This is a genomic window from Frateuria defendens (genome assembly GCF_001182895.1).
Taxonomy (GTDB): Bacteria; Pseudomonadota; Gammaproteobacteria; order Xanthomonadales; family Rhodanobacteraceae; genus Frateuria_B; species Frateuria_B defendens.
Genome location: NZ_LFQR01000074.1, coordinates 18,193 through 32,603 on the forward strand (window position 1 = coordinate 18,193; position 14,411 = coordinate 32,603).

13 protein-coding genes and 1 pseudogene are annotated in these 14,411 nt (G+C 71.2%); 1 reads left to right on the top strand and 13 read right to left on the bottom strand.

Going from position 1 to position 14,411, the window contains the following annotated elements; genetic code table 11:
- Positions 1–183: 183 nt before the first annotated feature.
- The 11 genes and pseudogenes from gspD to gspE all read right to left on the bottom strand — a co-directional run bounded on the left by gspD (position 184) and on the right by gspE (position 11,571).
- A complete protein-coding gene (gene gspD / locus ACH65_RS19025) occupies positions 184–2,604 on the bottom strand; it encodes a type II secretion system secretin GspD (protein ID WP_082190268.1) in 2,421 nt (806 codons plus the stop codon).
- A 3-nt stretch (positions 2,605–2,607) separates the two neighbouring features.
- Entirely contained in the window at positions 2,608–3,339 is a 732-nt protein-coding gene (locus tag ACH65_RS11150) for a hypothetical protein (protein WP_049622669.1), read from the bottom strand.
- A complete protein-coding gene (gene gspM, locus ACH65_RS11155; protein ID WP_049622670.1) occupies positions 3,336–3,992 on the bottom strand; it encodes a type II secretion system protein GspM in 657 nt (218 codons plus the stop codon). The genes ACH65_RS11150 and gspM overlap by 4 nt, the downstream gene beginning before the upstream one ends.
- Positions 3,989–5,146: a PilN domain-containing protein gene (locus ACH65_RS11160; protein WP_049622671.1), complete on the bottom strand. Its 1,158-nt coding sequence runs from the start codon at positions 5,144–5,146 to the stop codon at positions 3,989–3,991. The genes gspM and ACH65_RS11160 overlap by 4 nt, the downstream gene beginning before the upstream one ends.
- Positions 5,143–5,994 (bottom strand): type II secretion system minor pseudopilin, encoded by an 852-nt coding sequence (locus ACH65_RS11165; protein ID WP_049622672.1) that lies wholly within the window; start codon positions 5,992–5,994, stop codon positions 5,143–5,145. The genes ACH65_RS11160 and ACH65_RS11165 overlap by 4 nt, the downstream gene beginning before the upstream one ends.
- Positions 5,991–6,788 (bottom strand): prepilin-type N-terminal cleavage/methylation domain-containing protein, encoded by a 798-nt coding sequence (locus ACH65_RS11170; RefSeq protein ID WP_237561496.1) that lies wholly within the window; start codon positions 6,786–6,788, stop codon positions 5,991–5,993. Before ACH65_RS11170 ends, ACH65_RS11165 begins: the two co-directional genes overlap by 4 nt.
- Complete coding sequence (locus ACH65_RS11175; protein WP_272913772.1) at positions 6,785–7,216, bottom strand: type IV pilus modification PilV family protein; 432 nt, start codon at positions 7,214–7,216, stop codon at positions 6,785–6,787. Before ACH65_RS11175 ends, ACH65_RS11170 begins: the two co-directional genes overlap by 4 nt.
- A 110-nt stretch (positions 7,217–7,326) precedes the next feature.
- Positions 7,327–7,785 (bottom strand): GspH/FimT family pseudopilin, encoded by a 459-nt coding sequence (locus ACH65_RS11180; RefSeq protein ID WP_049622685.1) that lies wholly within the window; start codon positions 7,783–7,785, stop codon positions 7,327–7,329.
- Positions 7,786–7,917: 132 nt separating this feature from the next.
- Positions 7,918–8,307 (bottom strand): annotated as a pseudogene (gene gspG / locus ACH65_RS11185) (type II secretion system major pseudopilin GspG); the annotation flags it as partial.
- A gap of 186 nt (positions 8,308–8,493) precedes the next feature.
- Positions 8,494–9,711, bottom strand: a complete 1,218-nt coding sequence (gene gspF / locus ACH65_RS11190; protein WP_049622673.1) for a type II secretion system inner membrane protein GspF — start codon at positions 9,709–9,711, stop codon at positions 8,494–8,496.
- A gap of 126 nt (positions 9,712–9,837) precedes the next feature.
- The gene (gspE, locus tag ACH65_RS11195; RefSeq protein ID WP_425478284.1) at positions 9,838–11,571 is read right to left on the bottom strand and encodes a type II secretion system ATPase GspE; all 1,734 of its coding nucleotides are present in this window, start codon (positions 11,569–11,571) and stop codon (positions 9,838–9,840) included.
- Positions 11,572–11,792: 221 nt separating this feature from the next.
- Here gspE and ACH65_RS11200 point away from each other — a divergent pair, with 221 nt between their 5' ends.
- Positions 11,793–12,596 (top strand): TatD family hydrolase, encoded by an 804-nt coding sequence (locus tag ACH65_RS11200; RefSeq protein ID WP_049622675.1) that lies wholly within the window; start codon positions 11,793–11,795, stop codon positions 12,594–12,596.
- A gap of 471 nt (positions 12,597–13,067) precedes the next feature.
- Here ACH65_RS11200 and ACH65_RS11210 read toward each other — a convergent pair whose 3' ends face one another.
- Positions 13,068–13,742, bottom strand: a complete 675-nt coding sequence (locus ACH65_RS11210; RefSeq protein WP_202594191.1) for a lysozyme inhibitor LprI family protein — start codon at positions 13,740–13,742, stop codon at positions 13,068–13,070.
- A 202-nt stretch (positions 13,743–13,944) separates the two neighbouring features.
- On the bottom strand, positions 13,945–14,411 hold a 467-nt coding region (locus tag ACH65_RS11215; RefSeq protein WP_049622678.1), incomplete at its 5' end, for a pseudouridine synthase.

The following is a 14,411-nucleotide window of genomic DNA, read 5'->3' on the forward strand; positions in this document are numbered from 1 at the left end:
CGCCATGGCACGCGCCCGGCAAGCGCGCATGCCGGGGGGCTTCGCAACGGCCTGCCCTTTCGATTTTGCTTGCCGGCCCGGACGATGCCCGGCACGGAATCAAGCAGGGGCAACGAGCAAGCTACGCCCCGGCCGAAGCCGGGCGCTCGCCACGCTCCAGGCGAAGCGCGGCGAGCGGAACGCTCAATGCTTGAGGGGCTGCGTCACCGCGGGCGTCCTTGCCGGCGACGGCGTGGCAGGCGGGACGCCCTCGCGCTCGGCGCGCAGCGGTGCCAGCGATTCGAACTTGCGCTGGTACTCGTCGGTGACCTGCCGCGCCTCTTCGCCGTTGGTGATCACGCGCGGGGTGATCAGCACGATCAGCTCGGTGCGGTTGCGGCTGCGGCTGGTGGTGCCGAACAGCCGGCCCAGCACCGGGATGCGGTTCAGGCCCGGAATGCCGGTGTCGGTCTGCCCTTCGTCCTGCTGGATCAGGCCGCCGAGCAGCACGGTCTGGCCGCTCTGCACGGCGATCTGCGTGGTGACCTGGCGCTGCTGGATCTGTGGGTTGCCGTTGACCAGCGGCACCGACTTGTCCACCTGGCTCACCTGCTGCGCCACGTTCATGTACACCAGGCCGCCCGGATTCACCCGCGGCTGCACGTCGAGGATCACGCCGGTGTCCAGATAGTCGACCTGGTTGTACACCGCCGTGCCCACGCCCGGGTTCACGCTGGTCTGGTTCACCGGCACCTTGTTGCCCACCGCGATGTGCGCCAGCTGGTTGTTCATCACCACCATCGAGGGCGCCGACAGCGTCTTGGTGTTGCCGCTGGTCTCCATCGCGTGCAGCGCCACCTGGATGTTGTGGTTGACGAAGGAATAGAAGAACGCATCGCCACCCGGGCCCGGGTTGAAGGTGGCCCCACCGCCGCCCAGCGCCCACTGCTGCTGGTTGCCCGGCTGGCCGGGGGTGAAGCTGCCATCGCTGTTCTGCGTGCCCCCGATCAACCCCTCCAGATACCACTGCACGCCGAACTGGAACTGCCCCGTGAGGTTCACCTCCAGGATGCGCGTCTCGATCTGCACCTGCATCGGCGTATTGTCCAGGCGCTGGATGGCGGCCTGGATCTCGTTCCACTGCGAGGGCCGCGTGCGGATCAGCAGCTGGTTGCTGGCATCGACCGAGCCGATGCGCGTGCTGCCGTCGGCCGAGCTGTACTGCTGGTCGGTGTTCGCCTGGGCCTGGTTGCCCTGGCCGAGGCCGCCGCCCAGGCCGCCGCCACCCAGGCCGCCCCCCATGCCGCCGCCCAGGCCACCCGCGGTGCCGCCGCCGAGGCCGCCGGTGCCGGTGCCGGTGCCTGTGTCGGCCTGGCTCACGCTGGGGTTGGCGCCGAACTTCGTGCCGGTGTTGCCGAAGCCGCCGGTGCCCGCATTGCCGAAGCTGCCGGCCGTGCTGCCCATGCCCGCGGCGTTGGCGCCGCCGGTGTTGCCGAGGGTGGAGGAAGTGAGGCCCGGCCCCACCTGGCCGCCGCCCTCGCCGGCGCCGCCCGCGCCGCTGGCGTAGATCTGCGCCAGGTAGCGGGCAAGGTCGGAGGCCTTCACGTTGCGCACGTCATAGACGTAGAGCTGCGGCTCGTTGCCGCCGCCGCGGTCGATGCGCGCGATCCACTCGCCCACTTCGTCGAGGTACTGCGGCTGGGTGCTGATCACCACCAGCGCATTGGTGCGCTCGATCGGCAGGAAGCGCAGCATGCCGGCCAGCGGCGTGTCGCCGTTCTTGCCGAACATGGAGTCCAGCCGCGGCATCAGCTCGGCCACGCTGGCGCGTTCGAGATTGAACACGCCCACCGACATGCCGCGCAGCCAGTCCACGTCGAAGGTGCGCACGGTGCGCTGGTAGTTGGCCAGCTCCTGCGGCGTGCCGGCCATCACGATCAGGTTGCGGGTGGGGTCCACCAGCAGGATCGCGTCCTGCCGCGCGAACGGCTTGATCAGCTTCTGCATCTCGTTGGCCGAGATGTAGTGCAGCGGGAACAGCCGCGCCTGCAGGCCGCCCTGCGGCGCGCTGGCGGCGATGCCGGGCACCAGGTTGCCGGCCGCGGCCTCCTTGGCCGGCAGCACCACGTAGCCGTCGCCGCGCTGGACCAGCGCGTTGTTGGTCCACGACAGCAGCATCTCCAGGATCGGCAGCGCCTGGCCGGCATCCACCGGCTGCGAGGTGGAGAAGGAGATGTTGCCCTGCACGCCGGGCACGATGGTGTAGTTCTTCTTCAGCAGATCGCCGAGGATCGCCTTCACCACCGCCTGCACCGGCTGGTTCTCGAAGTTGAAGGTGACCGCGTTGTCGCCGGCCGGCTGCGTGCGCGGCGTGGCGAGCGCGCTGGGGCGGATGAACTGCCCGGTGCCGCGGTTGATGTGCGGCTGCGTGGTGCCGCTCACGGCCGGCGCCAGGCCGGTGTTGAGCGGACGCGGCGGCGGCACCGGCTGGTCGGTGCCGGCGACCGCCTCGCGCTGCAGCGCGCCGTCGTCCCGCGGCTGCGGCAGGCTGGCGCAGCCGGCGACGGCCGCCAGGCAGGCCATCAGGCCTGCGCGCAGGAAGGGATGCATGGGCTTGCGGGACATGGATCAACGTTCTCCTTGCTGGGCCGCGGCGGCCCGTTCGGCACGACGCCGCTGCATGGCGTCCTTCAATTGCTGGATGCGCTCGTTCTGCAGCGTATCCTGGTCCAGGGGCGGTCGCTTGGCATTGGCCGACGCGGGCGGCGCAGGCAGACCCATGCGCGGCGCGAGCGGCGAGCCTTGCATCGGCCTGGGCGGCGGCGCAGCGCCGGCCCGCACCTCGGGGGCCGGCGCGCTGGCGGCGCCGGGCGGCGCGGGCAGGTCGATCGGCGCGCCGGCGGGCAGCTCCAGTTCGACCCGTCCGCCGGAACCCTCGAAGCGCGCCGAGCGCGGCTTGAGTTCGACCAGGGTGGCGCCGCCGTCGGGCAGGCGCTCGCCCTCGCGCACGCGCAGCTCGTTGCCGCCGCGCCCGCGCAGCAGGGCCATGTGCAGGCCGGGGGTGAGGATCACGCCGGTGAGCTTGAACTCGCCCAGGTTGCTCTGGCCGCCCGCGGCGAACACCGCCGGCTTGCGGTCGGGATTGAACAGCGGCTGCTGCCACACCTCGGCGAACTGCTGCAGCGGCCGCGCCGGCGGCAGCCGCGCGGCGGCGGCCTCGGGCAGCGGCGCGGGCGGGCGCGGCGGGTCCCAGCGCACGCGGCGGCCCAGGCCGGAGGCGAAGGCGAGCAGCAGCGCGCCCAGGCCCAGCGCGAGCACGGCCAGCGGCGGCGTCAGGCGGCGTTGCGCGGCGGCGTTCATGGCGCCCCTCCTGCCCGGCTGGCGGGCGGCGGCGGCAACGGCGCCGGGCGCGGCGGGCGCACGTAGCCGGACAGCGCGAACTGCACCTCCAGCGGCACCGCGCTGCCCGCCTCCTGCGCGGCCACCGGGTTGCGGTACAGGCTCAGCTCGTCGATGAAGAGATAGGGCGTGCCCTGCTCCAGCGCATGCAGCACCGCCGCCAGCGGCTCGATGTCGCAGCGCATGCCGATGGTCACCGCCACCTTGCGGTAGGGCTCGGGCTGGTTGTCGTCGCTGCCCGGCGGCGTGGGCAGCTGCATCTTCTGGGTGACCTCGCAGCCGCCGTTCTGCGGGTGCGCGGCGGCGATGTCCACCACGCGCTGCATCAGCCCCGCGGAGGCGGCGCTGGGGTCGTCCTCCGGCAGGAAGGCCGCGCTCGCCGCCTGGCCCGCGCCGAGCGCGGCGATGCGCTTCTCCAGCATCGGCTTCTCGGCGATCACCGCGGCGTAGCGGCTCTGCGTGTCGCGCAGGTCGTCCATCTCGGCGTCGATGGCGCGCAGCGGTGCCACCAGCCACCAGTGCAGCAGGAGGAAATAGGCCAGCACCACGGCGACCAGCAGGAGCAGGACCGCGGCGATGCGCCGGTCGCGCGCGTTCAGGGCGGCCAGCTTCACGGCGCGCCTCCGCGGGTGCGCGGCGCGGCGGGCGCCGGGGCCGGCGGCTGGCGCAGCTGGGCGGTCATGTAGAAGCGCTCCTTGCCGGTGGCCGGGTCGGGCCGGATGCTGCCCTGGAAACTCGGATTGCTGATCAGCGGGGAATCCTTCAGCGCATCGATCAATTGCACCGCCTGCTTGCTCTGGCCCTGGAAGCCCAACTGGCCGCCGGCGTCGATGTTGAAGCGCTCCAGCCAGGCCGTGTCGGGCAGCCGCCGGGTCAGCTCCTGCAGCAGGGCGAGCCGGCTCACGCTGCGCTGCTTGCGCTGCAGCAGGAAGCCGGCGGCACCGGCGTTGTCCTGCCACTGCTGGCGCAGCGCGCCCACCCGCTGCGCCTCGCCGTGCATCGCCGCCACCTCGGCCTGCATCGCGGCCAGCGCCTCTTCGCGGTTGTGCCGCCATTGCCACAGCAGCAGGCCGAGCAGCGCCACGCAGACCGCGCCGAGCGCGAGGTTCAGCCGGCGCCGCGGATCGACCCGCCGCGGCGCCTGCCCGGCCGGCAGCAGGTTCACGCCCAGCCGGCCCGCGCCGCGCGCCACGTCCACCGCGTCCACCGCGATGCCGCCGGCCTTGAGCCGCGCCAGCAGGGGATCGAGCGTGGCGCGCGGCACCGCCACCAGCTCGGCCAGCAGGCGGCCGGGCGGCGCGGGCAGGTCCAGCTCGCGGATCGCGTAGTGCACCTGCTCGACGCGGAACGGCGTCTGCCGGTCCATCTCGTAGGCGCCGACCTGGGCCAGCGTGTCGGCCGCGGCGGCCGGCAGCGCCAGTTCGCGGCGCAGCACGGCGGGCGCCGGCAGCAGCAGCGCCAGGCGCAGGTCCACCGGGTCCACCTCCTGCACGGCGGCGGCCAGCGCGGCCTGCTGCTCGGCCGGCGCGGCGCCGTCCGCCCATTGCGCCGCCGCCTCGTCGCCCGTGCGGCGCAACCGCCACGCGCCGTCGATGGGTTCCAGCAGGAACCATGTCGCGCCGCCGCCGAAACGGCGGCGCACGCCGGCCGGCAGCAGCGCCGTCAGCTCGGCGCCCCACCAGCGCAAAAAGCCGGGCAACGGCGACGCCCGCCAGGCGCGACGGGCGCGCTCGAGCTGCGGACGCAACGGCATCGTTGCGGTAGTCATTCCTCCTCACCCTCCTGCCAATGCAGCACCGCATAGGGCTGCGCGCCGGAACGGGCTCCCTGCAGGCGTATCGTGGCACGCAGCACGGCGCGCGTGCCGTCGGCCAGCATAGCCTCCGAACGGATACTATGCGTGACACCCCCACCGGCGACCAGTCCCGTCGGCTGCGGTTTAGTGCGCGCCGCGGCGATCTCGGCGGCCTGCTCCGGCGTCATGCCGGGGATCGCGGCCAGCGCCAGCGGCGGCGCGCTGCCCTGGTCCGGCGACTCGCGGCCCGACCACAGCGTGATCACCGGCGCGACGCGCACGTACAGCGCCGGCGTCATCCCCGCCACCTGCTGCAACTCCTCCAGGCTGGCGAAGGGCGCGTGCCGCGGCGCGTAGTCGCGGCCGGCGTAGAGGCCGTCGGTGGGCGCGCTCGCGCCCAGCGGCACGAAGCTGCGCCAGTCCACCACCGCGCGGGCCAGCCGCTGCGCCTCGTCCTCGCGCAGGCCGGCCGCGCGGAACAGGCCCTGCAGCACCTGCGGCGAGCCCGCGTTGAGATCCACCTTGCCGTTCTCGTCGATCGCGCTGACATGCAGCTGCGCGTTGTCGAAGCGGAAGTCGTAGGCACGCCCGTCGGCGATCCAGCGCTGCGCCGGCTGCTGCGCCTGAAGACCGACGATGGCGCGCGCCAGGCCGGCCTCGGCGGCGTAGTGGGCCTGGGCCTGCGCGAACTGGTAGCGCGCCTGCATGCCCTCGGTGCGCGCCAGCATGGCGTAGCCGCCGAGCAACACCGCGAGCAGCGTGCAGGCCCACAGCACCACCAGCAGGGCGATGCCGCGCTGGCGCCGGCGTGCGGCGATCACGGCATGCCTCCCGGGCCGCGCAGCAGGCCGAGCTGCATCTGGTTGGCGCTGGCGTCCACGCGCAGCGGCGCGTCGAAGCGCGGCCAGCGCGCGGTGCCGCCCGGCTCCAGCTCGATGCGCACCAGCGCGGGCAGCAGGCGGCCGTCCGGCCAGTCGCCCCACGGTTGCACCTCGCCGCGCAGGTTGCGGCCGCGGTAGCTGAAACGGGCGTTGCGCACGCCTTCGAGCAGCACCTCCGGCTTGCCCAGCGGCGTGGACGGCCGGCTGGCGGTCGGCAGCGTGGCGAAGCCGATCTCCAGCCGCTGCGCGCCATGGCCGTCGTCCACCAGCGAAAGCGTCTGCAACTGCGGGCCGAGCTTGCCGAGATAGCCCGGCAGCGGCGCCACGAAGCGCATCTCGTGCGCATCGCCCTTGAAGTACAGGCTGTCGCCCTCGCGGTCGCGGCCGATCGGCTGCGCCATCGCCTGCGCCAGTTCGCGGCGCAGGAACTGCTGCGCGGAACGGATGCGGTCGAGCCGCTCGATCGTCGCGCTGCCGTTGCGCACCGCGTGCGTGGCGGTGCGCAGGCCGCCGTAGACACCCAGCAGCAGCAGCGCCAGCAGCGCCAGGGCGCCGAGCACTTCGAACAGGCTGAAGCCGTTGGCGCGCCGGGAATGGGGAATCGGGAATGGGGAATCGGTAGCGGCGTTGCGGCAGCGTGTGGGAACGCGGCACACCGCGCCGATCACCGGGCAGCGCGCGACATCCGCCGCCTGCACCGATTCCCCATTCCCGATTCCCCATTCCCGGCTCACGGCACGACTCCCGGCGCGGCCTGCGCCGTGCCCACGCGCAGGGTGTCGAAATGCGCCTCGCGCACGTGCCCGCCGCTGCGCCAGCGCACGGCGAGGTCGAGCCGGTACAGGCGCAGCGGGCTGTTCGGGGCGAGCTCGGGCGAAGCCCAGGGCTGCACGTCGAGCTGCCAGCCGTAGCGCTCGTCGAAGCGGCCGCTGCGGCTGCCCGGCGCGAGCGGCTCCAGCACGAAGGCGCTGTCGAGCAGGCTGCGCGCCCACATCGCCGCCTCGCTGCGCTCGGCCGCGGCCTGGCCGAGGTCGATCGAGCTGCCGGCCACCCGCATCAGCGCAGTGAAGGCGATCGCCAGCAGCATCACGGCGGCGATCACTTCGAGCAGGCTGAAACCTTTGGCGCGCGCAGCGCGCGGGGCGCGCCGGGAATGGGGAATGGGGAATCGGGAACAGGGGGGTGCGTCGCGGCGGGATGCCGCGAAACGCCGGGAGCCGGCCGCCCGCGCCGATTCCCGATTCCCCATTCCCGATTCCCGGCCTTTGCCTTTCATCGCCCCCGGCCCTCTTCCACGCTCACCGCGCCGGTGAGCCAGGCCACGTCCACCTGCCAGCGGCGCTGCCCGCGCTGCAGGGTGATGTGCCCGCCGGTGGAACTGCCGTCGGGGAAAAAGCGGATGCGGCCGGTGTGCGAGTCGGGCTGGTCTTCCTTGGCGCTGGTGATGGACACCTTCATGCCCGCCGGCAACTGCCGCTCGGGCTGGCCGGCGCCGTGGTAGCGGGCGGCGACGTAATCGAGATCGAAAGTCTGCTGGGTGCCGCGCACGATGGCCTGGGCGCGGGTGGCGCGCAGCGCGGCGGCCAGCTCGCCGCTGGCGGCGGTAGCGCGCGCGCTGGCCAGCCCCTGGCTCACCGACACCGACACCGCCGCCACCGCCACGCCGATCAGCACGATCACGGCGAGCAGTTCGAGCAAAGTGAAGCCGTGGGCGCGCGAGGAATGGGGAATCGGGAGTCGGGAATAGGCAGGGGCGGTGCGGCGGCGTGCGGGAGTGCGGCACACCGCGCCAACCACCGGGCAGCGCGCGGCGTCGGTCGTCTGCACCGATTCCCTATGCCCTACTCCCGATTCCCGGCTCATTTACTGCCAATTGCCGATGTCGGCGCTGTAGCCGTCGCCGCCCGGCTTGCCGTCCTGGCCGAAGAACACCAGGTCGAAGTTGCCGTGATCGCCGGGGTACTTGTAGCCGAAGTCGTGGCCCCACGGGTCCTTGAGGTCGGACGGCTTGGCGTACGGGCCCTGCCAGTTGGCGGCGTTGCCCGGCTTGGCCACCAGGTCGGCCAGCTGCGCCGGTGGCGTGCCGTTGTCGAGCGCGTAGTTCTCGATCTTCTGGCTCAGCGTGGTGAGCTGCGCCTTGCCGGCGCCGTACTTGCCCTTGTCCACGTTCTTGCCGACCTGGGTCACCACGATGGCGCCGATGATGCCGATCAGCACGATCACGGCGAGCATTTCGAGCAAGGTGAAGCCGTGAGCGCGCGAAGCGCGCCGGGAATAGGGATTGGAGAATCGGGAATGGGCGCCGCGGCGCGTGGAACCGCCGCGCGCCGCGGCGGGCGCCGGGCCGTGCTGGGCAGCGGCCGCTTGCATCGGCTCCCGATTCCCGATTCCCGATTCCCGGCTCATCAAACGAAACATTGCGTTCTCTCCGTCAAAAAATCACTGGATGTTGCTGGTGAGGCTGAGCAGCGGCAGCAGGATCGCCGCCATGATGATCGCCACCAGCACGGTCATGACGATGGTGAGCGCGGGCACCAACGCGGCGAGCAGGCGGTCGATGGCGCGCTTGCTCTCCAGTTCGAAGGTGTCCGCCACCTTGAGCAGCATGCTGTCGAGCTGGCCGGCCTCCTCGCCCACCTGCACCATCTGCAGGGCCAGCCGCGGAAAGCGTTGCGACTGCGCCAGCGCCAGGCTCAGACCCGCGCCGCCCTTGACTTGTTCCGCCGCGCCCGCGAGCGCATCGTCCAGCGCGCGGTTGCCGGTGACCTGCCGCGCGATGCCCAGTGCGGAGAGCAGCGGCACGCCGTTCTTGAGCAAGGTGCCCAGCGTGCGCGCGATGCGCGCGGTCTCCACCTTGAGCAGCAGCGGTCCGGCCACCCGCACGGTGAGCAGGCGCGCATGCCAGGCCAGCCGCGCGGCCGGATCGCGCAGCCGCGCGCGCCAGGCGAACGCCCCCGCACCCAGCACGATCAGCAGCAGCCACCACCAGTCCTGGATGGTGGTGCCGATGGCCAGCACCGCGCGCGTGATCAGCGGGATGGGCACCTGCATGTCCTCGAAGATCGGCACGAACTGCGGCACCACGTAGGCCAGGAGCAGCACCAGCGAACCAAGCACGCCCACCATCAGGAAGGCCGGATAGATCAGCGCATTGATGATGCTGCCGCGCAGCTGCTGGCTGCGCTCCAGGTATTCGGTCAGGCGGCGCAGCGTGTCTTCCAGCGAACCGCCGGCCTCGCCGGCGCGCACCAGGCTGATGTACAGCTTGGGGAACACGCCGTGCTCTTCCTCCAGCGACTGCGACAGCGGCGTGCCGCCGCGCACGCGGTCGCGCACGCGCTCCACCAGCTTCTTCGCGCGCTCGCCCTCGGGCAGTTCGAGCAGGATGCCGAGCGCGCGGTCCAGCGGCTGGCCCGCGCCGAGCAGGGTCGCCAACTGGTGGGTGAACTGCGCCAGCTGGTCGCCGGTGAACGGCCCGCGTCGCCACAGCGCGGCGAGGCCGCCGCTGCCGCCCGCCGCGTCGGCGGGGCCGGCATCCAGCGGCGTGTGGCCCTGATCCTGCAGGCGGCCGATCACCTCGTCGAGGCTCGCGGCCTCCATCTGCCCTTCCAGCATTTCGCCGGCAGCGCTGACGGCGCGGTAGCGGAACTGGCTCATGGGGCCGGCTCTGCCGGCCGGGAATAGGGAGTGGGAAGTAGGGAATGGGAAAAGCAGGTGGCAGCGCGCTGGTGGGGCGCGCTGCGCCGATTCCCGATTCTCGATTCCCCATTTCCGGCTCTAGTCTCAGCCCTCCTGCGTAACACGCAGCACCTCCTCCAGCGTCGTGACGCCGGCCAGCGCCTTGACGAGGCCGTCCTCGTACATGGTGCGCATGCCTTCCGCGCGGGCCTGGCGCTCGATCTCGCCGGCGTCGGCGCGCTGCATCACCAGGCGGCGCAGCGGATCGCTCACCACCAGGAACTCCATGATCGCGCGGCGGCCGCGGTAGCCGGTGGGGTTGGCCGCGCTGCTGCCGGCCTTCCACAGCCGGATCGGCCGGCCCTCGGCGTATTTCTCCAGCTCGAACTCGGCGATCACCTCGGGCGAGGGCTCGTAGGGAATGGCCGTCTCCGGGTCGAGCCGCCGCACCAGCCGCTGCGCCAGGATGCCGTTGACGGTGGAGCCGAGCAGGTAGTCCTCCACGCCCATGTCGAGCAGGCGGGTGACGCCGCCCGCGGCGGAGTTGGTGTGCAGGGTGGAGAGCACCAGGTGGCCGGTGAGCGCGGACTGGATGGCGATGCGGCAGGTCTCCAGGTCGCGCATCTCGCCGATCATGATCACGTCCGGGTCCTGGCGCATGATCGAGCGCAGCGCGTTGGCGAAATCCAGCCCGATCTGCGGCTTCACCTGGATCTGGTTGATGCCTTCGAGCTGGTACTCCACCGGGTCTTCCACGGTGATGATCTTCACGTCCGGTGTGTTGATCCTCGACAGCGCCGTGTACAGCGTGGTGCTCTTGCCCGAGCCAGTGGGGCCGGTTACCAGCAGGATGCCGTGCGGGCGCTGCAGCACCTCCACGAAGCGCTCGCGGAAGGCGTCGGTGAAGCCCAGCGAGGCGAAGTCGAACGCCACCGTCTCGCGGTCGAGGATGCGCATCACCACCGACTCGCCGAAGCTGGTCGGCACGGTGGACACGCGCAGGTCCAGCTCCTTGCCCTGCACGCGCAGCTGGATGCGCCCGTCCTGCGGCAGGCGCCGCTCGGCGATGTTGAGGCGCGCCATGATCTTCACGCGCGAGATCACCGCGGCGGTGGAGGAAGACGGCGGCGCCTCCACCTCGTGCAGCACGCCGTCGATGCGGTAGCGCACCTTCAGGCGGTTCTCGAACGGCTCGATGTGCACGTCCGAGGCGCGCTGCTCCACCGCGCGCTGCAGGATGAGGTTGACCAGGCGGATCACCGGCGCCTCAGAGGCGAGGTCGCGCAGGTGCTCCACGTCGTCCTCTTCCGCCGCGCTGCCGTCGAGGTTCTCCACGATGGTGCCCATGGCCGAGCGGCCGGAGCCGTAGTAGCGCTCGATCAGGTCGTCGATCTCGCTGCGCAGGCCCACCCGCAGCGCCACCTCGCGGCCGGTGGCGAGTGCCGCCGCCTGCGCGGGGTACGGGTCGCCCGGATCGGCCACCAGCAGTTCGAGCATGGATGCCGGCGCGCCCACCGGCACCACGTGGTGCTGCTTGAGGAAGCGCACCGACAGTTCCAGTTCCGTGGGAGGCATCTCCGGCGCGTCGCGCGCGGCGAGCAGCGGCATGTCCAGCAGCTCGGACCAGGTTTCGGCCAGGTCGCGCTCGGACACCAGGCCGAGCCGCGCCAGCAGCGCGGTCAGCGTGCCCTCGCGCGCCTCCTCGTGCAGGCGCCGCGCGCGGGCGAGATCCGTGTCCTTGAGTCCGCCGCGCGCCACCAGCAAGGCGCAAACGCGCTGCTCGGCGTCGCCAGGGGCTGGCGCCACCCGTTCCCCGGCCGGCATACGTTGTGCCGACATCATCATTTCCTCCGCTTGGTGCCGACCCCTGCATCCTGCCCGTCGATCGGCTGGGCCACCATTGGTAACACAGCCCCTGTTACGACGCGAGCGCGGAGCACCCGAGCCACGACGGGTTTCACTTACCGCTCATTTTGCGGCGCAACAACCGCGACCATTTGCCGTTCCGCTCGCCCGGCCGGGCTGCGACAATAATGGTCTTTGGCAGGAATTCCCTAGCGATGCTGATCGACATCGGGGCCAACCTCACCCACGAATCCTTCCGCCACGACTTCGATGCCGTGCTGCAGCGCGCCACCGCGCACGGCGTGACGCGGATGGTGGTGACCGGCGCCTCGCGCGAAGGCAGCGAGCAGGCCCTAGCGCTGGCGCGCGCCTACCCCGACACGCTGTGGGCCACCGCTGGCGTGCACCCGCACCACGCCATCGACTACGACGAGGCCACCGACGCGCGCCTGCGCGAGCTGGCGCGCGAGCCGGCGGTGCGCGCGGTGGGCGAAACCGGCCTCGACTACCACCGCAACTACTCCCCGCGCGAAGTGCAGTTGCAGGTGTTCGAGCGGCAGCTCGCCATCGCCGCCGACCTCGGCAAGCCGCTGTTCCTGCACCAGCGCGACGCGCACGAGGACTTCCTCGCCCTGCTCCGCCGCTACCGCGACAAGGTCCCCGCCGCCGTGGTGCACTGCTTCACCGACACCCACGACACCCTCAAGGACTACCTCGCCCTCGACTGCCACATCGGCATCACCGGCTGGATCTGCGACGAACGCCGCGGCACCCACCTGCGCGAATTCGTCCGCGACATCCCCGCCGACCGCCTGATGCTGGAAACCGACGCCCCCTACCTGCTGCCCCGCACCGTGCGCCCGCAGCCCAGCCACCGGCGGAACGAGCCAATGTATCTGGCGCATATCTGCGCGGAGGTGGCGCGGGATCGGGGGGAGACGGTGGAGGTGACGGCGGCGCGGAGTACGGGCACGGCGGCGGCGTTTTTCGGCCTCTTGCCAGAGGCGTCCGGGGCGTAGCTACTCGCCGGACACCCAGGCCCGCCGCGCCTGCAGCGAGCCACCAGCCTCCTCTTTACATCTAATAGTGACTCTCTCCGTCGGCACGCAAGCCGTTGCCACGGGCACCCCCGTAGCCGAGCCGGGCGAGCTGTACTTGCACTTCACACACGGCGGCGCTGTCGTGCTCCCCCTCCCGCAGCATATCGTGCATGCCGCCGTGCGGCTCGACATGTGGCGGCTGCGGTGCTGCTCCAGATGCGCACGTGCCGACGCGACCTGCTCCTTGGTCTGGCCAAGGTGGAGTGCATCCAGGGCGCTGGTGAGCCGGGCTTCACGGTTGGCCACGGACTCCGGATAATCGACGCCGTAGCGCGTCGCATTGATGAAAGCCTGGATGTCGGCACGGGTGGCCATATCGTTGCGAGCTGCAGCGTCCCGCCGGGCAGCGCCACCGCAGTATCCACGGATGGGGGTCAATGCGGCCATCGCTCAGCCGCCGAAGCATTCGGCATGGGTGAAGTCGACCAGATCCTTCCCTGGCGTATCCTGCGGCTCGATGTTCTTCATCGAGAAGTGGCCGACCATGTCGTCGTTGCAGATCTCCACGGCACTCCGCGTGGAGCCACTCTGCAAGGTGCACAGCCCGCCGAAGCTGTGGTTCCCGTTCGCCGTGCCCACTGGCAGGTCGATGAGCCTGCTGCAGCCGATGATCCGGCCGTTCTGCCCACGCTCGGTCAGCGATTTGTTGAACGACTCCACGCGCGCACCGGGGTCGCGATAAGTCACCACGCTGCGACACGACTTTCCGTCCGGCGGCATGTCGCACGAGACCTTGTTCACGAGGTACTTTTCGTTGCGCTTCAGGAGGTCGGTACGGGCCTGATAGGCTGCGCCCAGGCAAGTCTCGTCCTCGCAAATGTTCCTGACGTAGCGAATCCAGTTGCGCTGCTCCTTGACCAGCGCGGGCTTGCTCGCCGGTGCCGCTGCCTCAAGGGCCGCCTGGTAGGTCGACTGCAAGTGCGAATCCAGCTCGGACAGCGCCGCGCTCTTACAGATAGTCTTCTCGGCAGGCGTTGCCGCCTTGGCGCAATCGAAACTGGCAGCGAGTACCGCTGGAGATACCGAAACCAGCCCGAGCACGACCAGCCATCGCATCGCTTTCATTGCTTGCAGTCCCTATGGGGGCCACCGCCCCACGTTCATCCTGGCTTGGGATCAACCGCACGTGGGCGCAGGTAGGAGAATAACACCGGCCTCGCGCGGCATCCGGTTGAAATCCATTACGTTTCAAGGCGTTCGAGATCCGGGGACGTGGCTGCTGGACGCCGGGCCACTTGGCCCAAGCACCAAGAGAACCGATGCCTCCTTATCCCAACCGCCGCGTCTCCCCCGGCATCAACCCACCCAGCTCATACGCCCCAATCCGCACCCGTATCAACCGCAACGTAGGAAACCCCACCGCCGCCGTCATGCGGCGCACCTGGCGGTTGCGACCTTCGTGGATGGTGAGGGTGAGCCAGCTGGTGGGGATGTGCTGGCGGAAGCGGACGGGTGGGTCGCGGGGCCAGAGCCAGTCGGGTTCCGTGGTGCGTTCGGCCTGGGCGGGGAGCGTGGGGCCGTCCTTGAGTTGCACGCCGCGGGCGAGGGCGGCGAGGGCGGCGTCGGTGATGGCGCCGTCCACCTGCACCAGGTAGGTCTTGGGCAGTTTGTGGCGCGGGTCGGTGAGGCGGTGCGCGAGGGTGCCGTCGTCGGTGAGGAGCAGCAGGCCCTCGCTGTCGTAGTCCAGACGTCCAGCCGGATAGACGTCTTTTTCGTGCACGTAGTCGGCCAGCG

What these genes read in the sequence shown, in the direction of transcription:
- gspD (WP_082190268.1), bottom strand. Translation starts at nt 2,604, where the DNA reads ATGTCCCGCAAGCCCATGCATCCCTTCCTGCGCGCAGGCCTGATGGCC.
- ACH65_RS11150 (WP_049622669.1), bottom strand. Translation starts at nt 3,339, where the DNA reads ATGAACGCCGCCGCGCAACGCCGCCTGACGCCGCCGCTGGCCGTGCTC.
- ACH65_RS11160 (WP_049622671.1), bottom strand. Translation starts at nt 5,146, where the DNA reads ATGACTACCGCAACGATGCCGTTGCGTCCGCAGCTCGAGCGCGCCCGT.
- gspF (WP_049622673.1), bottom strand. Translation starts at nt 9,711, where the DNA reads ATGAGCCAGTTCCGCTACCGCGCCGTCAGCGCTGCCGGCGAAATGCTG.
- gspE (WP_425478284.1), bottom strand. Translation starts at nt 11,571, where the DNA reads ATGTCGGCACAACGTATGCCGGCCGGGGAACGGGTGGCGCCAGCCCCT.
- ACH65_RS11200 (WP_049622675.1), top strand. Translation starts at nt 11,793, where the DNA reads ATGCTGATCGACATCGGGGCCAACCTCACCCACGAATCCTTCCGCCAC.
- ACH65_RS11210 (WP_202594191.1), bottom strand. Translation starts at nt 13,742, where the DNA reads ATGAAAGCGATGCGATGGCTGGTCGTGCTCGGGCTGGTTTCGGTATCT.